The organism is Ruegeria sp. ABV4_181, from assembly GCF_056158465.1.
The window spans coordinates 1,093,034-1,116,957 of record NZ_JBSWTI010000002.1; the positions used below are offsets into that span (position 1 = coordinate 1,093,034).

Consider the following 23,924-nt stretch of genomic DNA (forward strand, 5'->3'; position numbering starts at 1 on the left):
ATGACGGCGCAGCTGACATCCGGCACCGCGGCCTGTCCGGGATGCATTGCCACCCCGGCGGAACCGGCCCCTGACGCCTCCCGCGACGCGCAGATCGCGCTTTCCTTGCCGGGCATTCACTGTTCGGCCTGCATTGCGAATGTCGAGCGTGAGTTGAACGCTCATCCCGGCGTCGAGGACGCGCGGGTGAACCTGACGCTCAAACGCGCCATGGTCAAAGCCGCGCCGGATCTGCGCGCTGCCGATCTGATCCCCTTGCTGGAACAGGCCGGCTATGAGGCGCATGAACTGGACCCCGGCACCCTGTCGGCCACGCAGTCCGACAAGGCCGGGCGCGATCTGCTGATGCGGCTGGCGGTGGCCGGTTTTGCCACGATGAACGTGATGTTGCTGTCCGTATCGGTCTGGTCCGGGGCCACGGACGCGACGCGCGACATGTTCCACTGGATTTCAGCCGCCATCGCGCTGCCTGCGATTGCGTTTTCCGCGCAGCCCTTCTTTGCCAATGCCTGGTCGGCTTTGCGTGTCAAACGCCTGAACATGGATGTGCCGATCGTTCTGGCCATATTGCTGGCGCTGGCGACTTCGCTGTGGGAAACCGCACTCAGCGGTGAACACGCCTATTTTGACGCCGCCCTCACGCTGACCTTCTTCCTGCTGGCCGGACGGTATCTGGACTACCGCACCCGCGCCGCTGCGCGATCTGCCGCCGAGGAACTGACGGCGCTGGAAGTGCCGCGCGCCATTCGTCTGGCCGATGGGGTCGAAGCCGAAGTCGCGGTTGCCGCGCTGTCGGTTGGCGATCTGATCCTGGTCCGACCGGGCGGGCGCATGCCGGTGGACGGAGAGATCGTCTCGGGCCAATCCGAACTCGACCGGTCCCTGCTGACCGGGGAAACCCTGCCGGTATTTGCCGAGGCCGGGCAGACCGTCAGCGCAGGTGAGGTCAACCTGACCGGCCCGCTGACAATCCGCGCGACGGCTGTAGGTGAAGATACGTCGCTGCACCGGATGGCCGATCTTGTTGCAATCGCCGAGTCGGGGCGGTCGCGCTATACCTCTCTGGCCGACAAGGCGGCCAAGCTCTATGCGCCGGGTGTCCATATCCTGTCCGCTCTCAGCTTTCTGGGCTGGTATATCTATTCCGGTGATATTCGCACCGCACTGAACATTGCGGCGGCGGTTCTGATCATCACCTGCCCCTGTGCGCTGGGTCTGGCAGTGCCGGCAGTGACCACGGCGGCCTCGGGCCGGCTGTTCCGCAAGGGGATGCTGATCAAACATGCCACCGCTCTGGAACGTCTGGCCGAGGTGGATACGGTGGTGTTTGACAAGACCGGCACGCTGACTTCCGGCGCACCCGAGCTGACCAATCTCAACGCCCATTCGTGCGCCGATCTGGAAGTGGCGCTGGCATTGGCCGAAGGGTCGTCTCATCCGCTGTCTGTCGCGCTGGCGAAATCCGCCCGCGCGGCCGGAATCCAACCGGCGGATGTAACGGAGATTGCCGAGGTGCCCGGATACGGCGCGGAAGGTTCCTTCAATGGGCAACGCGTGCGTCTGGGCCGTGCGGCTTGGACAGGCGGTGAAGGGGGCAGCCAGACGGCAGCCTGGCTGTCCGTTGGCGCGCAGGCTCCGGTTGCGTTCCATTACGAAGACACCTTGCGCCCGGGGGCAGCGGAGGCCGTTCAGGCTTTCCGCCAGACAGGAAAAGACGTCATTCTGATCTCGGGCGATACGCAGGGCGCGGTTGAGACGCTGGCCGGCAAGCTGGGGATCGAAACCTGGATTGCGCAGGCGTTGCCGCAGGACAAGGCGGCGCATGTACAGGACCTGCGGGATCAGGGCCGCCACGTTCTGATGGTGGGCGACGGGCTGAACGACACGGCCGCGCTGGCGGCGGCGCATGTGTCGATCTCACCGGCATCGGCGCTGGATGCGGCGCGGGTCGCCTCGGATATCGTGCTGCTGGGCAATGATCTGTCCCCGATTGCGGATGCCTGCACCACGGCGGTCAAGGCCACGAAACGGATTCGCGAGAACTTCCGCATCGCCACCGTCTATAATATCATTGCCGTGCCGCTGGCCGTGGCCGGGCTGGCCACACCCCTGATTGCGGCGCTGGCGATGTCGACCTCGTCGATCACCGTCTCTCTGAACGCCCTGCGGCTGAGGTGACCGATATGGAAGTTCTGGCCTATCTGATACCGATTTCCCTGCTTCTTGGCGGGGTTGGCCTTGTGGCGTTCATCTACACGGTTCGCTCGAACCAGTATGACGACCCCGAAGGCGACGCACGGCGCATCCTGAGCGATGAATGGGACGATAAACCCAAGCCGTGACACGATGCGCTGAGTGCCCTTGAAATTGCCGCAATGCCCGGTTATGTCCGGCCCATCCGCTAGCAGAGAGAACAAAGCCAAATGGCAACTATGAATCCGATCCAGTTCATTCAGCAAGTCCGTGCCGAAGTTGCAAAGGTCGTCTGGCCAACCCGGCGTGAGGTGCTGCTGACCACGGTCATGGTGTTCATCATGGCGGCGCTGACCGCCGTGTTCTTCGCGCTGGTCGATCTGGGCATTCGCGGCGGTCTGCAGCTGATCCTGGGCGCGTTCGGTTAAGCCCGTTCCGGCACGGCGGAAACGCCACTGCCCCCTTGCACAGCGCGCGATGTCAGAGTAGGTGACGCGGAACTATTCGGAATGGGCGTGCGGCGATTCGGGCTGTGCGCCGCTTTTTATTCCGGGTGACGTGACAGAATTTTCAATTACGGGTGCGGACCGAACTCGGGACGCGCCGAAGGCAAACAAGGACGACAGGTTCATGGCGAAACGGTGGTACTCGGTCAGCGTTCTTTCGAATTTCGAAAAGAAGATCGCAGAGCAGATCCGCACGTCCGTGGCCGAGCAGGGCCTTGAGGACGATATCGACGAAGTTCTGGTGCCCACCGAAGAGGTGATCGAAGTGCGCCGGGGCAAGAAGGTCACGACCGAACGCCGCTTCATGCCCGGCTATGTGCTGGTGCATATGGAAATGTCCGATCAGGGCTATCACCTGGTGAACTCGATCAACCGCGTCACCGGTTTCCTGGGCCCGCAGGGTCGCCCGATGCCGATGCGCGATGCCGAGGTGAACCAGATCCTCAACCGCGTTCAGGAAGGTGAAGAAGCGCCCAAGCTGATGATCACCTTCGAGGTCGGCGAGAAGGTCAAGGTCAATGACGGCCCGTTCGAGGATTTCGACGGTATGGTCGAAGGCGTGGACGACGAGAACCAGAAACTGAAGGTGTCGGTCTCGATCTTCGGTCGCGAGACGCCGGTCGAGCTGGACTTTACGCAGGTGACGAAGCAGGGCTGATCGAATTCTGCAGAATCGAAATACGGGGCGTCCTTTGGGCGCCCTTTTCATTCAAGGCTCTTGGATGCGCCAAACAGTCTGATCTTTGCCGAAACCCTTCAGGGATACGGTTCCGACCCGTTCGCATTCTTCCGGCAGAATTGCCGCCGCTGCCGCCGATAGCACGTTGTCGCAATCCAGTTCGGTTGCAGCCGAAACCAACCGCGCCGTCAAATTCACATCCGGGCCGATTGCCGTAAAATCCAGACGGTCTCCACCGCCAATATTGCCATAGTGAAAACGACCGTAATGGATCGCTGTTCGCACGCCGATCTTGTCGTCGAAGTCGGCAGCATTCAGTGCCTCACGGCCTTCGCGCACAGCCGACGCGGCGGCCTTGAGTTGTTCCTCCGGAGGTAACGTCTCGCTGGTCGGAAAGATGGCAAAAAAACCGTCCCCCATGAATTTTAGTATCTCGCCCCCCTGATCCATTACCGAGGGGGCCAGACAATCGAACGTATTGTTGAGCAGGCGGACAAGCGCGTCGCCCGAGACCGAATTCGACAGGCGGGTGAACCCCTTGAGATCGGCAAACAGGATAACGGCCTCAATTTCACCGCCATCGCCGCGATGTACCTTGCCGTCCAAAATTTGTGCGCCGCTGTTGCGACCGACATAGGTTGACAGAAGATAGGTGGCGTCCAGCCGCAGCATGTAAGCCTCGGTCAACCGCGCCAACGGGCCACGAACCCTTTCCAGAATCGCCAGATCCCGGTCCGAGAAACCGCCGGGCGAGGCGCTCGACCAGGTGCAGACATGCGTGTCACCATTGATGTAGATGAGCGGCTGCGCCAGATAGTCGGTGAACCCTTGCTCGCGAAGCTCTCCGACAATGATGTAGTCTTCGGGGCAGTTGGGGTCTTCCAGATGGCGGCGAATGGACACTTTGCGTTCAATGACGTGTGGCAGTGGGTTTTCAGTATAAATCTCGGTCGTGAAAATCTGAGACGGTGCGTCGATACGGTCAACGCCGCTACCTGTCTTCCAGATAAACCTGCGCCCGGTCAGGTTCGGGTGCATGGTCCAGATGAACAATCCAAACCGGTCGATCGCGACGCCTGCGTCCAGCAAACGCGCGCAGATACCTTCGATGATATCGACAGCGTTGGCCGCAGGCCGGGCGCCGTTGACCATCCATTCGATCAAGGCGTCTATCTTCTTTGTCTGCTGCGTGTTTTCTGACATGCCGCACGAACCGTAGGTTTCACCTGGGCGCAACCGATCGGGATTTCGGTGCGCATGTTCTGGATTTTGACGGTCTTGTACCGCAACATCAAGCTTCGGCCATGGCACTGTACAGCACGCAAAATACGTCTTGCCAATCCTGTGCTAGGCTAGTAAGGCCCGGTTTGTTGCCAAAGGCAGCAATCCCTGTGGAAGGCGAGGCGCGCGCGCGCGGCGGACCGAACCACATCACACATATCTTTCGGGTCGCGACCTGAAAGAGTTGAGCAAGGAGAAACCAAATGGCCAAGAAGCTTGCTGGTACAATGAAGCTGCAGGTTCCTGCAGGTCAGGCGAACCCGTCGCCGCCAGTTGGTCCAGCGCTGGGTCAGCGCGGCATCAACATCATGGAATTCTGCAAGGCGTTCAACGCCAAGACCGCAGACATGGAGCCCGGCGCTCCGTGCCCGACCGTGATCACCTACTATCAGGACAAGTCCTTCACCATGGACATCAAGACGCCGCCCGCGTCTTACTACCTGAAAAAAGCAGCTGGTCTGAAACCGGTTGGCAAGCGTAACCGCCCCCGTGGCGCGGAAAACCCCGGTCGCGAGACCGTGGCCACCGTGACCTCGAAGCAGGTTCGCGAAATCGCCGAAGCCAAAATGAAAGATCTGAACGCCAACGACGTCGAAGGCGCAATGCAGATCATCCTGGGCTCGGCCCGCTCTATGGGCATCGAGGTGAAGTAAGATGGCAAAACTCGGTAAACGTACCCGCGCTGCGCGCGAAGCTGTCGCTGGCAAGGAAAACCTGTCGGTGGACGAAGCAGTTGCCCTGGTCAAAGCCAATGCAACCTCAAAATTCGACGAGACCATCGAAATCGCTCTGAACCTGGGCGTCGACACCCGTCACGCGGACCAGATGGTTCGCGGCGTTGTCGGTCTGCCGAACGGCACTGGCAAAGCGATGCGCGTTGCTGTTTTCGCTCGCGGCCCGAAAGCTGACGAAGCGAAAGAAGCTGGCGCGGACATCGTTGGCGCAGAGGACCTGATGGAAACCATTCAGGGCGGCACCATCGAATTTGATCGCTGCATTGCCACCCCGGACATGATGCCGATCGTCGGCCGTCTGGGTAAGGTTCTGGGCCCCCGCAACCTGATGCCGAACCCCAAGGTCGGCACCGTGACCATGGACGTGAAAGCGGCCGTGGAAGCAGCCAAGGGCGGTGAAGTTCAGTTCAAGGCGGAAAAAGGCGGCGTTGTGCACGCCGGTGTTGGCAAAGCGTCCTTCGACGAAGCCAAGCTGGTTGAAAACGTCCGTGCCTTCATCTCGGCCGTGGCCAAGGCCAAGCCGTCGGGCGCCAAAGGCACCTACATGAAGAAAATCGCGCTGAGCTCGACCATGGGCCCGGGCGTGACCCTGGACGTGGCGGCTGCTGCGGGCGAATAAGCCTCAGCCGGATACGTTAAAAAATGAGCCCGGGCCGCTGAAGCGACCCGGGCTTTTGTTTTCCCCTTCCGCTCAGGCATGGCGAATCTATTCGGTTTGGAAGGCGATGCGCAGGCGGTAGTTCAGCCGCTGACGCCGGTCTTCTTCATAGGCGGAACACTTGTGATCGGTCTGCCATAAAGCCAGCCAGTCTTTCAGCAATCGTCCACGGATGCAGAAATCCAGAATCCCGAAATGGGCCGGGTGTCGGTAACGCCGGAAGAACATGTCCTTATTGACCTTCAGGATACCGCTGCGGTCCACATCTTTCGGACTAGCGTCGCGGAAGATGTCGGATTTCAGGAAGTCAACGATGTCGTAGACGGCCAGTTTTGCGCGTGCCTCGGTGAAATCCAGCCCGATCATTTCACCTTGGCCGACAATCAGGTTCTGGCCGTGGAAATCCCCGTGCGAAAAGACCTGCGTTTCCGGGATGCCTTTCAGATGCTGTGCGTCTTTTTCCAGCATCTCGGCCATGAGGCGGCCCGACCGCTGGACCTCGGGCGGTACCGCGCGCAGCAGCGCCTGAATGCCGTCAATCATCCAGCGCGGTCGGAACCCGTATTCCTTGGCGGGTTCAAAACCGTGCAGGTCGTGCAGCCAGGCCCCGGCGCGGCGGTAGATCTGCGCCACCTGTTCAGCATCCGTGCTGTTGTGGATCACATCGACAGCGGTGGGCCGGTCGATGAATTCGGTCACAAAAAACGCGCCTCCGGGGGACAGGTATTGGGGGCGTACAACGCGGGAGGTCCGGTGCTGGTCGAAATACTCACACAATCTGGTCAGAAGTTCGAACTCCTGCCGCAGCCTGCCTGAAACGGGTGAGGCGGTGTCGACTTTCAGCGCATAGGCCTGTGCCGGACCCTGCACTTTCAGCACCATGCGCGTGTCGGGGAAGTCATGCGACCGGTAAACGCAATCGAACTCAAACGAAGCGCCCCCACCGACCTGGCGAGAGAACTCTTCGACAAATTCAGTGGCGTGTCGGTGTTCTTCGTCGGAAAGGGTCAGCATTTGTGGGTTGATCAGGCAGGATCTTATGGGAAAAACGGCGGCTTTTGTTGACAGGACCCCAGTGCGCGTTGCATGTCAATCGCCGACCTCCGCTGGGGCCTGGCGGCACGGTCCTGCCAATCCGCCGAATACGGTAATTTTGCCCTTGGAAACCCCCTCCAACTGCCCTATGAAGACCTGCGGAGTAAAGCGTGCGATTCGTCGTGCGCTTTATTTCGTTTCGTCCAAGACGGTGGGTGGGGCCATCCGGTTCCTTAATTCCCTGCCTGAGACGGGTAAGACCAAAGAATTCTGAGGGTCACGATCCTCGGGCGAGTTTTGGCCAATCCCGTAACAACGGACCTGAACGCCGGAGTGAAAGCTGCGGCAAATATGAGCCGGGGTGAGATTTCACCCCTAACTTGGAGAGAACTGTGGATAGAGCCCAGAAAGAGAAAGTGGTCGAGGAACTCGGCCAGATCTTCGAAAGCTCTGGCGTCGTGGTGGTTTCGCACTACGCCGGTCTGACAGTTGCCGAGATGCAGGACCTTCGCGCACGTGCTCGTGACGCGGGTGGCGCCGTGCGTGTTGCCAAGAACAGGCTCGCCAAAATCGCCCTTGAGGGTAAGCCGTGTGAAAGCATGGCCGACCTGCTGACAGGGATGACCGTTCTGACCTATTCCGAGGACCCCGTGGCAGCAGCCAAGGTGGCCGAGGACTTCGCCAAGGATAACAAGAATTTTGAGATCCTCGGCGGTGCAATGGGCGAGAACGCTCTGGACCGCAAAGGCGTCGAAACAGTTTCGAAAATGCCGTCTCGTGAAGAGCTTATTGCTTCGATCGTGGGCTGCATTGGCGCACCTGCTTCGAACATCGCCGGCGCGATTGGCGCACCTGCAAGCAACATCGCAAGCATCCTTTCCACCATCGAAGAGAAGGCGGAAGCTGCGTAAGCGGTTGGCACTGAATGATCTGCGTAGGGCATTTGCCCTGACGTTGGAACACACACTGTAAACGGAAAGAGCTGATACAATGGCTGATCTGAAAGCACTCGCAGAAAGCATCGTGGGTCTGACCCTGCTGGAAGCACAAGAACTGAAAACCATCCTCAAAGACGAATATGGCATCGAGCCCGCAGCCGGCGGCGCAGTTGTCATGGCAGCCGGTGGCGACGCCGGTGGCGCAGCTGAGGAAGAAAAAACCGAATTCGACGTCGTTCTGAAGAACGCCGGCGCTTCGAAAATCAACGTGATCAAAGAAGTTCGCGGCATCACCGGTCTGGGCCTGAAAGAAGCCAAGGAACTGGTCGAAGCTGGCGGCAAGATCAAAGAAGCTGTGTCGAAAGACGAAGCCGAAGAGATCAAAGGCAAGCTGGAAGCAGCTGGCGCCGAGGTCGAACTGGCCTAAGCCTGACTATTGGTGCAATTCGGTTGCACCGCAGAATTTGGCTGGGTCCGGAGAAATCCGGGTCCAGCCGAACCTGTCTTAGAAAGGGCCTCAACGGGTTGGGGCGTTTTCTAAGACGCGGTTCGCGGATCGGGAGGCCGCCACTCGGGACGGTGGCCATGAATTGATCCGGACGTGTCGTCTCTAATGTGCAAGGCGCCGGGGCCCGACGGTGTCTTTGCCCGCTGAGAACATCGAAAGGTGACATCTGACATGGCTCAAACGTTCCTTGGCCAGAAACGTCTTCGCAAATACTACGGCAAAATCCGCGAAGTGCTGGAGATGCCGAACCTCATCGAGGTACAGAAATCTTCTTATGATCTTTTCCTGCGCTCCGGCGATGCAGAACAGCCCACTGACGGCGAAGGCATCAAAGGCGTGTTCCAGTCGGTTTTCCCGATCAAGGATTTCAACGAAACCTCCGTTCTGGAGTTCGTGAAATACGATCTGGAAAAACCCAAATACGACGTCGAAGAGTGTATGCAGCGCGACATGACCTACAGCGCGCCGCTGAAGGTTACCCTGCGTCTGATCGTGTTCGATGTCGATGAGGACACCGGCGCCAAGTCGGTCAAGGACATCAAGGAACAGGACGTGTTCATGGGCGACATGCCCCTGATGACACCGAACGGGACGTTCATCGTGAACGGCACCGAGCGTGTGATCGTCAGCCAGATGCACCGCTCGCCCGGTGTGTTCTTTGACCACGACAAAGGCAAGACCCATTCCTCGGGCAAGCTGCTGTTTGCCTGCCGCATCATCCCGTACCGCGGCAGCTGGCTGGACTTTGAGTTCGACGCCAAGGACATCGTGTTCGCCCGGATCGACCGCCGCCGCAAACTGCCTGTGACCACTCTGCTCTATGCGCTGGGTCTGGATCAGGAAGGCATCATGGATGCCTATTACAACACCGTGTCCTACAAGCTGGACAAGAAGAAGGGCTGGGTCACGCCGTTCTTCCCCGAGCGTGTGCGCGGCACCCGTCCGACCTATGATCTGGTTGACGCGAAATCTGGTGAAGTGATTGCCGAGGCGGGCAAGAAAGTCACCCCGCGCGCGGTCAAGAAGCTGATCGACGAAGGAACCGTCACCGACCTGCTGGTTCCCTTCGATCACATCGTCGGCAAGTTTGTCGCCAAGGACATCATCAACGAAGAAAACGGTGCAATCTATGTCGAGGCCGGTGATGAACTGACCCTGGAATACGACAAGGATGGCGACCTGATCGGCGGCACCGTCAAGGAACTGCTGGATGCGGGCGTCACCGACATCCCGGTTCTGGACATCGACAACGTCAATGTTGGTCCCTACATGCGCAACACCATGGCTCAGGATAAGAACCTGAACCGTGAAAGCGCGCTGATGGACATCTACCGCGTCATGCGCCCGGGCGAGCCGCCCACCGTCGAGGCGGCGTCGGCCCTGTTCGACACCCTGTTCTTCGATAGCGAGCGCTATGATCTGTCTGCCGTTGGCCGTGTGAAGATGAACATGCGTCTTGCTCTGGACGCACCGGACACCCTGCGCACTCTGCGCCGCGAAGACATTGTGGCCTGCATCAAGGCGCTGGTGGAACTGCGTGACGGCAAAGGCGACGTGGACGATATCGACCACCTCGGCAACCGCCGTGTGCGTTCGGTCGGTGAACTGATGGAAAATCAGTACCGCGTCGGTCTGCTGCGCATGGAGCGCGCGATCAAAGAGCGTATGTCGTCTGTCGAAATCGACACCGTCATGCCGCAGGACCTGATCAACGCGAAACCGGCTGCGGCTGCTGTTCGTGAATTCTTCGGTTCGTCGCAGCTGTCGCAGTTCATGGACCAGACCAACCCGCTGTCGGAAGTGACCCACAAACGCCGCCTCTCGGCGCTTGGCCCGGGTGGTCTGACGCGGGAGCGTGCGGGCTTTGAGGTGCGCGACGTGCACCCGACCCACTATGGCCGGATGTGCCCGATTGAAACGCCGGAAGGTCCGAACATCGGTCTGATCAACTCGCTGGCCACCTTTGCCCGCGTGAACAAGTATGGCTTCATCGAAACACCCTACCGCGTCGTCAAAGACGCCGAGGTGACCGATGAGGTTCACTATATGTCCGCGACCGAGGAAATGCGTCACACCGTGGCGCAGGCGAACGCGACGCTGGATCAGAACGGTAAGTTCATCAACGATCTGGTTTCGACCCGTCAGGCCGGTGACTACACTCTTGCACCGCGTGAGAATGTGGACCTGATCGACGTGTCGCCGAAACAGCTGGTCTCGGTTGCCGCATCGCTGATCCCGTTCCTTGAAAACGACGACGCCAACCGCGCTCTGATGGGCTCGAACATGCAACGTCAGGCGGTTCCGCTGCTGCGGGCCGAGGCACCGCTGGTCGGTACCGGGATCGAGGAAAAGGTTGCGATCGACTTAGGCGCTGCGATCCAGGCGAAACGCGCCGGTATCATCGACCAGGTCGATGCCCAGCGTATCGTGATCCGCGCCACCGAGGATCTGGAACTGGGCGACGCTGGCGTTGACATCTATCGTCTGCGCAAGTTCCAGCGTTCGAACCAGAACACCTGCATCAACCAGCGTCCGCTGATCAAGGTGGGTGATACCGTCCAGAAGGGCGAGGTCATTGCCGATGGTCCGTCGACCGATATGGGTGAACTGGCCCTTGGTAAGAACGTGGTCGTCGCGTTCATGCCGTGGAACGGTTACAACTACGAAGACTCGATCCTGATCTCGGAACGCATCGCGCGGGATGACGTCTTCACCTCGGTCCATATCGAGGAATTCGAAGTCGCCGCCCGTGACACCAAGCTGGGCCCGGAAGAGATCACCCGCGACATCCCGAACGTCGGTGAAGAAGCGCTGCGCAACCTCGACGAGGCGGGCATCGTTTACATCGGCGCGGATGTTGAGCCGGGCGATATTCTGGTCGGCAAGATCACTCCGAAGGGCGAAAGCCCGATGACCCCGGAAGAAAAGCTGCTGCGCGCCATCTTTGGTGAGAAAGCATCTGACGTGCGCGACACCTCGCTGCGCGTGAAGCCGGGCGACTATGGTACAGTGGTCGAGGTCCGCGTTTTCAACCGTCACGGCGTCGAGAAAGACGAGCGTGCGCTGCAGATCGAGCGTGAGGAAGTCGAACGTCTGGCCCGTGACCGGGACGACGAGCTGGCGATCCTTGACCGCAACATCTATGCGCGTCTGCAAGGCCTGATCCTGGGTAAAACCGCTGTCAAAGGCCCGAAAGGCGTCAAGGCAGGCTCGGTGATCACCGAGGACCTGCTGGAAACCCTAACCCGTGGTCAGTGGTGGCAGCTGGCGCTGGAAGGCGAGCAGGACGCACAAATCGTTGAGGCTCTGAACGAGCAGTACGAAGTGCAAAAGCGTGCTCTGGACGCCCGTTTCGAAGACAAGGTCGAGAAAGTCCGCCGTGGCGACGACCTGCCGCCGGGTGTGATGAAGATGGTCAAAGTCTTCATCGCCGTGAAGCGCAAGTTGCAGCCGGGCGACAAGATGGCCGGTCGTCACGGGAACAAAGGTGTGATCTCCAAGGTTGTTCCGATGGAAGACATGCCGTTCCTGGCCGATGGTACGCCGGTTGACTTCTGTCTGAACCCGCTGGGTGTGCCTTCGCGTATGAACGTTGGTCAGATCCTTGAAACCCACATGGGTTGGGCCGCACGCGGTCTGGGCCTGAACATCGACGACGCACTGGGTGAATACCGCCGTTCCGGCGACCTGACCCCGGTACGCGAAGCGATGAAGCTGGCCTATGGCGAGAATGTCTACGAAGAAGGCATCACCGGTCTGGACGAGGATGGTCTGATCGAGGCGGCGGGCAACGTGACCCGCGGTGTTCCGATCGCAACCCCGGTCTTCGACGGCGCCAAAGAGGCGGACGTCAACGACGCGCTGGTGCGTGCGGGCTTCTCGGAAAGCGGTCAGTCGGTTCTGTTCGACGGTCGTACGGGTGAGCAATTTGCACGTCCGGTGACCGTGGGCATCAAGTACCTGCTGAAACTGCACCACCTGGTGGACGACAAAATCCACGCGCGTTCGACTGGCCCGTACAGCCTGGTGACCCAGCAGCCGCTGGGTGGTAAGGCGCAGTTCGGTGGTCAGCGCTTTGGTGAGATGGAAGTCTGGGCTCTGGAAGCTTATGGCGCCGCCTACACCCTGCAGGAGATGCTCACCGTGAAATCGGATGACGTCGCCGGCCGGACCAAGGTCTATGAGTCGATCGTCAAGGGCGAGGATAACTTTGAAGCGGGCGTACCGGAATCGTTCAACGTTCTGGTCAAAGAAGTCCGCGGCCTCGGCCTGAACATGGAGCTTCTGGACGCAGTTGAGGACGAAAGCTGAGGGCGAGCCCCTTCCTGTTTTCAACTCAGTGCGGGATGGGCGTCCAGCCCATCCCCAACCGCCAGATCATGAGGGTTCTGAATGAGCCATGACATGTTCATAAACCAGTTTGGAATTCGTGCAGTGCCCGGCGTCCGACCCCACGGGGAGGTGGCGTAATGGCAGAGTTTCCGCGAGTGACTGGTTCTGAGCTCTCGAATTCGGGAGTGGCCACCGTATTCAAGGATACGGTCCTTCTTGTCGTGACCGAAGCCGAGAATGAAAAGTATATTCCTGCGATCCAAGAAAACCTTGATCGGTTTTGGCCAGGGCATCCGGATTGTTTTTTTGCTACGGACGGTGACCACAAGGGTGCCACAACACTTAACTTCAAAGATGTGACTTTCCTTCAGAAGCTAGAAGGCGCTGTACGGCAAATCCGCAAGGACCGTCCGGACTCCCGCCATCTGTTCCTGCTGCAGGACGTGTTCTGCCCGCTTGGAATTGTTGATACATCGATGCTGGAAACAGCGATGGTCGAAATCCAGACGCAGGACCTGAAGTTTGTGCTGTTTCAATGGCCCGGTAACTTCGACGCAGTTCTGGACCCGAAGGTCGCCCCGACTGTGGTTGCCGAGGGCGTCGAGTTACAAGCAATGAATCCGCGATTGGACGGTATCAATTCACTTGCTCCGGCAGTTTGGGATATCGACCACCTGCTTTTTGTCATTGATGTCAAGCTAAGTGCTTGGATTTATGATGCCGAGAGGTTCCCGCAGCCGATCCCCGATAATCCGGCCGTTCATTACATGCAGCAGGAAGGATGGCCAACGCTGGACGGCGGGTTCCTTGAAGATAGCGTGGTCAACCCCAAAGCCGTAACCAGAACCTATTTCCCGGCGTCTCCGCTGGTCTCGCAATTGCGTGCAGAATATTGCGGAGAGGATGACTTGGACAAAGCCCGCAAGAAATACGGCCTGGCCAAGGCAACGCGCGGTCTGAAGAAAACCAGGAAAGACAAAGCGTTCAAAGACATCATACTGAGGAACCCCAAAGAGGGGCCGGCGGAAATATTCAAGGACACAGTTCTTCTTGTTCTCACCGAAGGCAAGAACGAGAAATACGTTCCGGCGATCCGTGATACGATTGACCTGCTTTGGCCGGGCCATCCGGACTGCGTCGTTGCAACAGACGGTGCGCTTGGGGGGGGCGACACTTTGCGTTTCCCCAATACGACGTTCCTGCAAAAACTTGATAGGTCAGTACGGAAAATCCGGCAGGACAGACCGGGTACGCGTCATATCTTTTTGCTGCCCGACGATTTTTGCCCTCTTGGACCGGTTGATACGCTGATGTTGCAGACCGCGATGGCCAAAGTCATCGACCAAGGTCTGAAGTTCGTGTTGTTCCAATGGCCTGGAGATTTCCAGATCGCACTGGACTCGGATGTTGCTCCGTCGGTAGTTGCAGGCAATTGCGAACTGGCGGCAATGCGGCCGTACTGGGAAACCTTCAACACGGTTGCGCCCGCCATTTGGGATATTGACCATCTTCAATGGGTGATCAATGCGAAAACGGACGCGTGGATCCATGACATCCGCGGTTTCCAGCATCCACTGCCTGAAAGCCCGGCCGTGCACTATATGCAACAGGATGGCTGGCCGGCACTGGACGGTGGATTCCTGATTGACGATCAGATCAACCCGAAGGCTGTGACCAGAACTTATTTCCCGCCTTCTCCGTTGCTGTCGCAATTGCGCACGGAATACTGCGGTTCCGACGATCTGCGTAAAGCTCGCACAAAGTATGGGATGGCAAAGATGACGCGTCGTCTGGCCATCGGAACAGAGCCGGGCAAGGCACAGAAACAGATCGCCCGGTGCGATCCGGCGGACGGCCCTGCGGAGGCATTCCAGGATACCGTCCTGCTTGTGTCAACGTACTCGCGAAATGAGCATTACATTCCTGCGGTTCTTGAAACGTTGGATATGTTCTGGCCCGGCCATCCAGAGTGTGTTGTTGCAACCGATGGGGAACTGAAAACTGCTGGAACCATCTGTTTTAAGGACACCTCTTTCGTCGAATTGCTGTTGGCTTCGGTCCGCAAGATCAAAGAGGACAAGCCTTCGACCCGGCACATTTTCCTGATGCTCGAAGATTTGTGCCCGCTGGCCCCGGTGGATACGCAGATGATCGAAGCGGCAATGATGAAAGTCCGCGAACACGATCTGAAATATGCGCTGTTCCCTTGGCCGGGCGATTTTAGCTGGACCTTTGATCGCGCATCCGCGCCGACGATCATCGGACCGGACGTCGAACTCGCGCCGATGCAAAAGGATTGGGAAGCCCCCAATTCCCTTGTAACCGCTATCTGGAACATTGATCACCTGATCTGGATGGCCGAACGAAAACTGGAAGCCGGAATAAACGATCCTTGGGGGTTCGAGCACCAACTGGAAGAAAACCCCCATACACACTATATGCAGCTGAACGGGTGGCCCACGGTTCAGGACGGCTTTTTTGTACGTGGTAGGCTGAACCACAAAGCCGTGACGCAACCCGAATTTCCGCCATCTCCTATCACCTCGTTGCTCCGAAAGGAGTATTGCGGGGTCGACAACTTACAAATTGCCCGATTGAAATATGGCCTGACAGCTTTTTCAGAACACGTTAAAGCGCGTAAAGAGCGCAAGCGTGGACTGAATGCCAAAGCACCCGAGACGGCCAAATCTGCTGGAGACCTGTGATGAACCAGGAATTGACTCAAGGAAACAATCCTTTCAACCCGCTGACCCCGCCGAAGGTATTCGACGAGATCAAGGTCTCATTGGCCAGCCCGGAACGCATCTTGTCCTGGTCCTATGGTGAGATCAAAAAGCCGGAAACCATCAACTACCGGACGTTCAAGCCTGAACGTGACGGTCTGTTCTGCGCGCGTATCTTTGGCCCGATCAAAGATTACGAATGTCTGTGCGGCAAATATAAGCGGATGAAGTATCGCGGCGTTGTCTGCGAGAAATGCGGTGTGGAAGTCACCCTGCAGAAAGTCCGCCGCGAGCGTATGGGCCACATCGAACTGGCCGCGCCCGTCGCACATATCTGGTTCCTGAAATCGCTGCCGTCCCGCATCGGTCTGATGCTGGACATGACGCTGCGCGATCTGGAACGCGTTCTGTACTTTGAAAACTATGTCGTCATCGAGCCCGGTCTGACCGACCTGTCCTATGGCCAGATGCTGACCGAAGAAGAGTATATGGATGCGCAGGATGCCTATGGCATGGACGCGTTCACCGCCAATATCGGTGCCGAAGCCATCCGTGAGATGCTGGCTCAGATCGATCTGGAAGCCGAAGCCGAGCAGCTGCGCGCTGATCTGGCCGAAGCAACCGGCGAGCTGAAGCCCAAGAAGATCATCAAACGTCTGAAGGTTGTCGAATCCTTCCTCGAGTCGGGCAACCGGCCCGAGTGGATGGTCATGACCGTGATCCCGGTCATTCCGCCGGAACTGCGTCCGCTGGTTCCGTTGGATGGTGGCCGTTTCGCGACCTCGGATCTGAACGATCTGTATCGCCGCGTCATCAACCGGAACAACCGTCTGAAGCGTCTGATCGAACTGCGCGCGCCTGACATCATCGTCCGTAACGAAAAGCGGATGCTGCAGGAATCCGTGGACGCTCTGTTCGACAACGGCCGTCGTGGCCGTGTGATCACCGGCGCCAACAAGCGTCCGCTGAAATCGCTGTCGGACATGCTGAAAGGGAAACAGGGTCGCTTCCGTCAGAACCTTCTGGGGAAACGCGTCGACTTTTCGGGCCGTTCGGTCATCGTGACCGGTCCGGAACTGAAGCTGCACCAGTGTGGTCTGCCCAAGAAGATGGCGCTGGAACTGTTCAAGCCGTTCATCTACTCGCGCCTTGAAGCCAAGGGTCTGTCTTCGACCGTGAAACAGGCGAAGAAACTGGTCGAGAAAGAGCGTCCCGAAGTGTGGGATATCCTCGACGAGGTGATCCGTGAACACCCTGTCATGCTGAACCGTGCGCCGACGCTGCACCGTCTTGGCATTCAGGCGTTCGAACCGGTCCTGATCGAAGGTAAAGCCATCCAGCTGCACCCGCTGGTCTGCTCGGCCTTTAACGCCGACTTCGACGGCGACCAGATGGCCGTTCACGTCCCGCTGAGCCTTGAGGCGCAGTTGGAAGCGCGTGTTCTGATGATGTCGACGAACAACGTTCTGTCGCCTGCAAACGGCGCGCCGATCATTGTTCCCTCGCAGGATATGATCCTGGGTCTCTACTATGTGACCCTGGAGCGCGAAGGCATGCCGGGCGAAGGCAAGGTCTTTGGTTCGATCGAAGAAGTTCAGCACGCGCTGGACGCGGGTGAGGTGCATCTGCACTCGAAAATCACCGCGCGGATCACGCAGATCGACGACGAAGGCAACGAAGTTCAGAAGCGTTATGAAACCACTCCGGGCCGTCTGCGTCTGGGTGCGTTGCTGCCGATGAACAACAAGGCGCCGTTCGAGCTGGTCAACCGCTTGTTGCGGAAGAAAGAAGTGCAGCAGGTGATCGACACCGTCTACCGTTACTGCGGTCAGAAAGAGAGCGTCATCTTCTGTGACCAGATCATGTCGATGGGCTTCAAAGAAGCGTTCAAGGCGGGCATCTCGTTTGGTAAGGACGACATGGTCATCCCGGATGACAAGTGGGGCATCGTTGATGACACCCGCGGTCAGGTGAAGGACTTTGAACAGCAGTACATGGACGGCCTGATCACTCAGGGCGAAAAGTACAACAAAGTTGTCGATGCCTGGTCGAAGTGTAACGACCGCGTCACCGAGGCGATGATGAGCACGATCTCGTCGTCGGATCGGGCAGAGGACGGCTCCGAGCAGGAACCGAACTCGGTCTACATGATGGCCCACTCCGGTGCGCGTGGCTCGGTCACGCAGATGAAACAGCTGGGCGGTATGCGCGGCCTGATGGCCAAGCCGAACGGTGACATCATCGAAACGCCGATCATCTCGAACTTCAAGGAAGGTCTGACCGTTCTTGAATACTTCAACTCGACCCACGGTGCCCGTAAGGGTCTGTCGGATACCGCGCTTAAGACGGCGAACTCGGGTTACCTGACCCGTCGTCTGGTGGACGTCGCGCAGGACTGCATCGTTCGTGAGATCGATTGCGGCACCGAGCGTGCGATCACTGCAGAAGCCGCCGTCAACGACGGTGAGGTTGTCGCCTCGCTGGCCGAGCGTATTCTGGGCCGTGTGGCTGCCGACGATATCCTGCGTCCGGGTACGGATGAGGTGATCGTGGCCGCCGGACAGCTGATCGACGAGCGCATGGCGGACACAATTGATGAGGCCGGCGTTCAGTCGACCCGCATCCGTTCGCCTCTGACCTGTGAGTCCGAGGAAGGCGTCTGTGCAACCTGCTACGGTCGTGACCTGGCCCGCGGTACCATGGTGAACACGGGTGAGGCTGTCGGCATCATCGCCGCCCAGTCCATCGGTGAACCCGGTACGCAGCTGACGATGCGGACCTTCCACATTGGTGGTGTTGCGCAAGGTGGCCAGCAGTCGTTCCAGGAAGCCAGCCAGGAAGGTGTCGTTTCCTTCGAGAACCCGCAGATCCTGGTCAATGCCGCAGGTGAAAGCCTGGTCATGGGCCGGAACATGAAGCTGGTGATCAAGGACGAACACGGCGAAGAGCGTGCCAGCCACAAGCTGGGCTACGGCTCCAAGCTGTTCGTCAAGGACGGTACCAAAGTGGCCCGTGGCGACAAGCTGTTCGAATGGGATCCCTACACCCTGCCGATCATCGCCGAGAAAGCCGGTACCGCGAAATACGTTGACCTTGTTTCGGGCCTTGCCGTCCGCGACGAGACTGACGAAGCAACCGGCATGACCCAGAAGATCGTGATCGACTGGCGCGCCGCCCCCAAAGGCAGCGACCTGAAGCCCGAGATCATTCTGGTCGGTGAAGATGGCGAGCCGGTCCGCAACGATGCGGGCAACCCGGTTCACTATCCGATGTCGGTGGATGCGATCCTGTCGGTCGAAGATGGTCAGCAGGTCGAAGCGGGTGACGTTGTCGCGCGTATCCCGCGCGAAGGCGCCAAGACCAAGGACATCACCGGTGGTCTGCCGCGTGTGGCCGAACTGTTCGAAGCCCGCCGTCCGAAAGATCACGCGATCATCGCAGAAGCCGATGGTTACGTGCGCTTTGGCCGCGACTACAAGAACAAGCGCCGCATCAGCATTGAACCGGCGGACGAGTCCATGGAGACCATCGAATACATGGTGCCCAAGGGTAAGCACATCCCGGTCGCCGAAGGGGACTTCATCCAGAAGGGTGAATACCTGATGGACGGTAACCCGGCTCCGCATGACATCCTGTCCATCATGGGTGTCGAAGCGCTGGCGGATTACATGATCGACGAAGTGCAGGACGTCTATCGTCTGCAGGGCGTGAAGATCAACGACAAGCACATCGAAGTCATCGTGCGCCAGATGCTGCAGAAGTGGGAGATCCTGGATTCAGGCGACACCACCCTGCTGAAAGGCGAGCATGTCGACAAGCAGGAGTTCGACGCGGCCAACGAGAAGACGATCTCGCGCGGTGGACGTCCGGCACAGGGCGAGCCGATCCTCTTGGGGATCACCAAAGCCTCGCTGCAGACACGTTCGTTCATCTCGGCGGCGTCGTTCCAGGAAACCACCCGCGTGCTGACCGAAGCTTCGGTTCAGGGCAAGAAGGACAAGCTGGTTGGCCTGAAAGAGAACGTCATCGTCGGTCGCCTGATCCCTGCCGGTACCGGTGGTGCAACTCAGGCCGTGCGTCAGGTTGCCCAGTCGCGCGACAACGTCGTGATCGAAGCCCGCCGGGAAGAGGCCGAAGCAGCCGCAGCCCTGGCCGCGCCGATGGTGGACGACGACATGGTTGGCGACGAGCTGGACGTTCTGGTGGAAACACCGGAAAGCCGCGAGTAATAACACTTTCATGCTAGAAAAAGGCCCCGCAGCTTTGCGGGGCCTTTTTTGTGATCAGAACCCGGTTCTTAGACGCCTGAAAACCCTTGGTCTTTCTGAACAAGGCGCGTGATCCCAGGCTAAAGATTTCGCGCCCGGGCTTGGCATTTTGAGCAGTGTTATTCCTGAAATGCGCGTTTCATGCTATGGTTTTGACTTCCTTCACGCATTATTTGCCGGAGATCTGGAAGATGAGACCAGGAATGAAACTGTCTCGCGCGTTTTTCGTTTTTGGGATCGGCCTGCTGGCCGCCTGCACCGATTACGCTTATGTGGGTATGCCGCAGGGGCAGCCATCCCGCGAGGTTGAAATCCCGGATGGCACAACTCGTCTGATCCCCATTTCCGCGTCGATCGTCGGTCTGGCCTATGACGAGCCGAGGCGAAGGATTTTCCTGCGCAATCTTCCCGGTACGCAGTTGCAGGAGCTTGACCGGAATGGCAGCGTTCTGCGCACGTTTTCGGCCCAGCGCGTGCCGGCCGGATGCGGAGGCATGACGCCGGACCCGTTCCCGATCAAGGAATGCGGGCTGGCCATTCGGAACGCTGACGGCCACCTGTTTCTGGATCACCCGAACGGATTGAATATTTCGGAACTGACGCGCGACGGGCAATTCGTGCGCAATATCCGCCTCAGCCAGCCGCAGGGCCCGATCGGAGGGCTGGCCTTCGACGAACGGACCGGTACGCTGTATGTGCTGTTCATCCGCAATCGCCTAATTGCCGAGATAGACCTGAACGGCACGACCAAACGAGTCATCCGGCCCACCAACCCTGCGGTCGGGGCCGCGCTTCAGGTCGAACGGTTTGGCCTTGGGATCAACTCCAAACGGCGCGAACTTTACGTAGCGCTGCAAAACGGTAATCGGCTGGGTGTTCTGAACATGTCCGGCGGGCTGATCGCCACGCATACACTGAGCGCAGGGGTGACGGTCGAAGGTATCGGGGGCGGACGGGTCTTTGGCATCAGGTAGGCTGCAGCCTTTGATCCCAACCTGAGGTTCCGCGTCGAACCACGACGGGTTACAACGCTGGCCGTCACGCGCGATATTCTCATCTCCGACGATCTAAAGCGTTGACATCACATCGGCCAACAGGGCCAATGTGCCGATTGATTTGCGACCGGACCTGATCTCAATGACCCCGAATACGAAAGGCGCGCTGTTGATGATGGGCAGCATGGCCGCCTTTACTGTCAATGATGCGCTGATCAAGGCCGCCGGTGCGGACCTGCCGCTGTTTCAGATGGTGGCGATGCGCGGTGTTCTGGCCACGGTGCTCGTGTTCCTGTTGGCGCGCCACCTCGGGGCGCTGCATCTGAATTTCCCGCTTCATGACAAATGGCTTGTCGCGGCGCGGTGTCTGGCCGAGCTGGCGGCGACGTTCTTTTTTCTGACGGCCCTGCTGCATATGCCGCTGGCGAATGTGACCGCAGTGCTGCAGGCCCTGCCGTTGACTGTGACATTGGGAGCGGCCGTGTTCTTCTCGGAACAGATCGGTTGGCGCAGGATGCTGGCGATCGGTTTGGGGTTTGCTGGCATGCTGTTGATTGTCCGCCCGGGCCCGGAAGGGTTCAGCGTGCATTCGGTTTATGCCCTGATTGCGGTCGCGTCGGTCACGGTCCGGGACCTGATCACCCGGCGCATGTCGGTGCATGTGCCGTCACTGGTCGTCACTCTGGCGACGTCCTTGTCCATCACCTTTGCGGCCTGCGTTGCCACGCTGCTAACCGGCTGGGAACCGGTCCCGTCGGGGGCAGGGACGCTGGTGGCCAGCGCCGCCGTGTTTGTTCTGACGGGATATCTGTGCAGCGTCCTTGTCATGCGCGAGGGCGATGTCGGGTTCATCGCGCCGTTCCGCTATTCCAGCCTGATCTGGGCGCTGGGTCTTGGCTGGGCCGTGTTTGGCGATTGGCCGGACGCCGTCACGATGTTCGGCGCCGCGCTGGTCGTGGGCGCCGGGCTGTTCACCCTGTTCCGCGAACGTGCAGTTCACCCGGCGGAGTGAGCCCGCCGGACAGCGTCCTGTTCGATGGCAAAGCGTGCGATAAACTCGCCTTCCAACTCGGGCGTCAGGGGCGTCAGGCTGGCCGTGCTGTTGCGGGCATGCGGCGAGTCGTTGAACTGGTTCAGGGTACGCACCCACATCGGCGCGTCGGGATAGCTGATCACCGGCATGAAATTCCCGATCCGGTGATGCGCGAAATTCATGATCGTCAGTTCGCACCCGCCCCGAACATACATGCCCAGCCCAACCCCCAGCAAGGGCTGGAACTTCTGGGTGGCAAGAACGCCGTCGGCCCCGAACCGTGCAAGAAAACCATTGTTATAGTCGATGGCGACCGTCCGGTTGTTCTTGATCAACCCTTTGCCGTCTTCGGTGGCAAGGCGCAGGCGTTCGATGAAATCCACTGAAACGGCGTCATCGTCATCGTGGCGGAATTGCAGGCAGGGCGCGTCTGGATTGTCGCGCGCGGCGTTCAGAATCTGTTTCATCACTTTGCGTTGCCGCATCGGTTCGCGGGCGATGATCTTGACCTGTTTCATGCCTGCGGTCAGATCGTGAAGTCGTTCCAGCGCGGGTTTCGGCAGACATTCACCAATCACGATGAGAAACTGAAAATCCTCGTCGGTCTGTTCCTTGAAACAGGGCAGGGTGGTGGTTTCGAACAGGCGAAAACGTTCTTCCAGACGGGCCGGGTTATAAAGGTACTGCCTGCGCTCTTCGATTGTATCGTGTTCCACCTGAAAGCCGCCATAGGCAGGGTAGGAAAAGCGGCACAGGCCGATAACTTGCATGATACATCCGTGGCTCAGACTGATGACGAAACTATGCCCGCGCGTCCCGGGCGGTGCAATGTCCGCCGCACTGGAAATCCCTGTCAGGCACTGATAAATCTGTGTGACGCGGCCCACGGCCCACTTGATCGGGTGCACTGTTGACACTTGGGCCGACTCCCCCTATTACGCGCGTCATCTCGGTACCGGGGGCCGCCCCATAACCGATTTCAGTAATGAACTGGTCAAGGCCCGGACAATTTTGCCGTTCGCGCCCTCTGATAACCAACCGCGACGTTCACCTCGGAATGGGAACGCTCGCGGATTTTGCGCTTGTGGACGCATGAGTGCAGCGAATTTAACCGCACGCAACCGCGTGCATGTCATGTGTGTTGCAAAACGGGGAAAGAACCGGAATGCCAACTATTCAACAGCTGATCCGCAAGCCGCGGCAGCCCAAAGTAAAACGCTCGAAGTCCATGCACCTGGAGCAGTGCCCGCAGAAGCGCGGCGTCTGCACCCGCGTGTACACCACCACACCGAAGAAACCGAACTCCGCTATGCGTAAGGTTGCCAAGGTGCGCCTGACCAACGGGTTCGAGGTCATCTCGTACATCCCCGGTGAAAGCCACAACCTGCAGGAACACTCGGTTGTTCTGATCCGTGGCGGCCGTGTAAAAGACCTTCCCGGTGTGCGTTACCACATCCTGCGCGGTGTTCTGGATACTCAGGGCGTCAAAGATCGTAAGCAACGTCGTTCGAAATACGGCGCGAAGCGTCCCAAGTAAGAAGGAGAGGCTGATATGTCACGTCGTCACGCCGCCGAAAAACGCGAAGTCCTGCCTGACGCCAAATTTGGCGATAAGGTTCTGACCAAATTCATGAACAACCTGATGATCGACGGCAAGAAGTCGGTCGCTGAGCGCATCGTCTACAACGCCTTTGACCGCGTTGAAAACAAGATCAAACGCGCCCCGGTCGAAGTGTTCCACGAAGCGCTCGACAACATCAAACCGTCGGTCGAAGTTCGCTCGCGCCGGGTTGGTGGTGCAACCTATCAGGTTCCGGTCGAAGTCCGGCCCGAGCGCCGCGAAGCACTGGCCATCCGCTGGCTGATCACTGCTGCGCGCGGCCGCAACGAAAACACCATGGAAGAGCGCCTTGCAGGCGAGCTGCTGGACGCCGTTCAGTCCCGCGGTACTGCCGTCAAGAAACGCGAAGACACCCACAAGATGGCCGAGGCGAACAAAGCCTTCAGCCATTACCGTTGGTAATCCCAGAGGCTTAGACAA

General features: G+C 59.0%; 18 protein-coding genes. 15 read left to right on the forward strand and 3 right to left on the reverse strand.

Annotated elements, in window-relative coordinates; translation table 11 throughout:
- The 4 genes from ACXAC3_RS05485 to nusG all read left to right on the forward strand — a co-directional run bounded on the left by ACXAC3_RS05485 (nucleotide 1) and on the right by nusG (nucleotide 3,357).
- The gene (locus tag ACXAC3_RS05485) at nucleotides 1-2,178 is read left to right on the forward strand and encodes a heavy metal translocating P-type ATPase (RefSeq protein WP_475157775.1); all 2,178 of its coding nucleotides are present in this window, start codon (nucleotides 1-3) and stop codon (nucleotides 2,176-2,178) included.
- A gap of 5 nt (nucleotides 2,179-2,183) precedes the next feature.
- Nucleotides 2,184-2,342 (forward strand): cbb3-type cytochrome oxidase assembly protein CcoS, encoded by a 159-nt coding sequence (gene ccoS, locus ACXAC3_RS05490; protein ID WP_170335604.1) that lies wholly within the window; start codon nucleotides 2,184-2,186, stop codon nucleotides 2,340-2,342.
- An 81-nt stretch (nucleotides 2,343-2,423) separates the two neighbouring features.
- Nucleotides 2,424-2,621: a preprotein translocase subunit SecE gene (gene secE, locus ACXAC3_RS05495; protein ID WP_058272489.1), complete on the forward strand. Its 198-nt coding sequence runs from the start codon at nucleotides 2,424-2,426 to the stop codon at nucleotides 2,619-2,621.
- A gap of 202 nt (nucleotides 2,622-2,823) precedes the next feature.
- Nucleotides 2,824-3,357 carry a transcription termination/antitermination protein NusG gene (gene nusG / locus ACXAC3_RS05500; protein ID WP_170387635.1) on the forward strand — a complete coding sequence of 178 codons (534 nt, stop codon included), beginning with the start codon at nucleotides 2,824-2,826 and terminating at the stop codon, nucleotides 3,355-3,357.
- Between the two features lie 51 nt (nucleotides 3,358-3,408).
- Here the strand turns inward: nusG and ACXAC3_RS05505 are convergent, their stop codons facing one another.
- On the reverse strand, nucleotides 3,409-4,581 hold the full coding sequence (locus ACXAC3_RS05505) for an adenylate/guanylate cyclase domain-containing protein (RefSeq protein WP_475157777.1): 1,173 nt from the start codon (nucleotides 4,579-4,581) through the stop codon (nucleotides 3,409-3,411).
- A 281-nt stretch (nucleotides 4,582-4,862) separates the two neighbouring features.
- On the opposite strand from ACXAC3_RS05505, the gene rplK reads away from it, so the two are divergent.
- On the forward strand, nucleotides 4,863-5,312 hold the full coding sequence (gene rplK / locus ACXAC3_RS05510; RefSeq protein ID WP_010440985.1) for a 50S ribosomal protein L11: 450 nt from the start codon (nucleotides 4,863-4,865) through the stop codon (nucleotides 5,310-5,312).
- A 1-nt stretch (nucleotide 5,313) separates the two neighbouring features.
- Nucleotides 5,314-6,012: a 50S ribosomal protein L1 gene (gene rplA, locus ACXAC3_RS05515; RefSeq protein WP_008758243.1), complete on the forward strand. Its 699-nt coding sequence runs from the start codon at nucleotides 5,314-5,316 to the stop codon at nucleotides 6,010-6,012.
- A gap of 87 nt (nucleotides 6,013-6,099) precedes the next feature.
- On the opposite strand, the gene ACXAC3_RS05520 is transcribed toward rplA, so the two are convergent.
- A complete protein-coding gene (locus tag ACXAC3_RS05520) occupies nucleotides 6,100-7,065 on the reverse strand; it encodes a phosphotransferase family protein (RefSeq protein ID WP_475157778.1) in 966 nt (321 codons plus the stop codon).
- A 413-nt stretch (nucleotides 7,066-7,478) separates the two neighbouring features.
- Here ACXAC3_RS05520 and rplJ point away from each other — a divergent pair, with 413 nt between their 5' ends.
- The 7 genes from rplJ (at nucleotide 7,479) to ACXAC3_RS05555 (ending at nucleotide 21,862) form a co-directional block, all read left to right on the forward strand.
- On the forward strand, nucleotides 7,479-7,997 hold the full coding sequence (rplJ, locus tag ACXAC3_RS05525; protein WP_010441181.1) for a 50S ribosomal protein L10: 519 nt from the start codon (nucleotides 7,479-7,481) through the stop codon (nucleotides 7,995-7,997).
- Nucleotides 7,998-8,076: 79 nt separating this feature from the next.
- The gene (gene rplL, locus ACXAC3_RS05530) at nucleotides 8,077-8,451 is read left to right on the forward strand and encodes a 50S ribosomal protein L7/L12 (RefSeq protein ID WP_475157780.1); all 375 of its coding nucleotides are present in this window, start codon (nucleotides 8,077-8,079) and stop codon (nucleotides 8,449-8,451) included.
- A gap of 252 nt (nucleotides 8,452-8,703) precedes the next feature.
- On the forward strand, nucleotides 8,704-12,843 hold the full coding sequence (rpoB, locus tag ACXAC3_RS05535) for a DNA-directed RNA polymerase subunit beta (protein WP_475157782.1): 4,140 nt from the start codon (nucleotides 8,704-8,706) through the stop codon (nucleotides 12,841-12,843).
- A 158-nt stretch (nucleotides 12,844-13,001) separates the two neighbouring features.
- Complete coding sequence (locus ACXAC3_RS05540) at nucleotides 13,002-15,569, forward strand: hypothetical protein (RefSeq protein ID WP_475157783.1); 2,568 nt, start codon at nucleotides 13,002-13,004, stop codon at nucleotides 15,567-15,569.
- Nucleotides 15,569-19,816 (forward strand): DNA-directed RNA polymerase subunit beta', encoded by a 4,248-nt coding sequence (rpoC, locus tag ACXAC3_RS05545; protein WP_475157786.1) that lies wholly within the window; start codon nucleotides 15,569-15,571, stop codon nucleotides 19,814-19,816. Before ACXAC3_RS05540 ends, rpoC begins: the two co-directional genes overlap by 1 nt.
- A gap of 242 nt (nucleotides 19,817-20,058) precedes the next feature.
- Nucleotides 20,059-20,829, forward strand: coding sequence for a hypothetical protein (locus tag ACXAC3_RS05550; RefSeq protein WP_475157788.1), 771 nt, complete (start codon nucleotides 20,059-20,061; stop codon nucleotides 20,827-20,829).
- Nucleotides 20,830-20,992: 163 nt separating this feature from the next.
- Nucleotides 20,993-21,862 carry a DMT family transporter gene (locus ACXAC3_RS05555; protein WP_475157790.1) on the forward strand — a complete coding sequence of 290 codons (870 nt, stop codon included), beginning with the start codon at nucleotides 20,993-20,995 and terminating at the stop codon, nucleotides 21,860-21,862.
- Here the strand turns inward: ACXAC3_RS05555 and ACXAC3_RS05560 are convergent.
- Nucleotides 21,847-22,653 carry a putative rhamnosyl transferase gene (locus tag ACXAC3_RS05560; RefSeq protein ID WP_475157792.1) on the reverse strand — a complete coding sequence of 269 codons (807 nt, stop codon included), beginning with the start codon at nucleotides 22,651-22,653 and terminating at the stop codon, nucleotides 21,847-21,849. The genes ACXAC3_RS05555 and ACXAC3_RS05560 overlap by 16 nt on opposite strands.
- Before the next feature lie 395 nt (nucleotides 22,654-23,048).
- Between ACXAC3_RS05560 and rpsL the strand changes: the two genes are divergently transcribed.
- Together rpsL and rpsG are read left to right on the forward strand one after the other, a co-directional pair.
- Nucleotides 23,049-23,420 (forward strand): 30S ribosomal protein S12, encoded by a 372-nt coding sequence (gene rpsL, locus ACXAC3_RS05565; protein ID WP_005621086.1) that lies wholly within the window; start codon nucleotides 23,049-23,051, stop codon nucleotides 23,418-23,420.
- A gap of 15 nt (nucleotides 23,421-23,435) precedes the next feature.
- On the forward strand, nucleotides 23,436-23,906 hold the full coding sequence (rpsG, locus tag ACXAC3_RS05570) for a 30S ribosomal protein S7 (RefSeq protein ID WP_039529242.1): 471 nt from the start codon (nucleotides 23,436-23,438) through the stop codon (nucleotides 23,904-23,906).
- Nucleotides 23,907-23,924 lie beyond the last annotated feature (18 nt).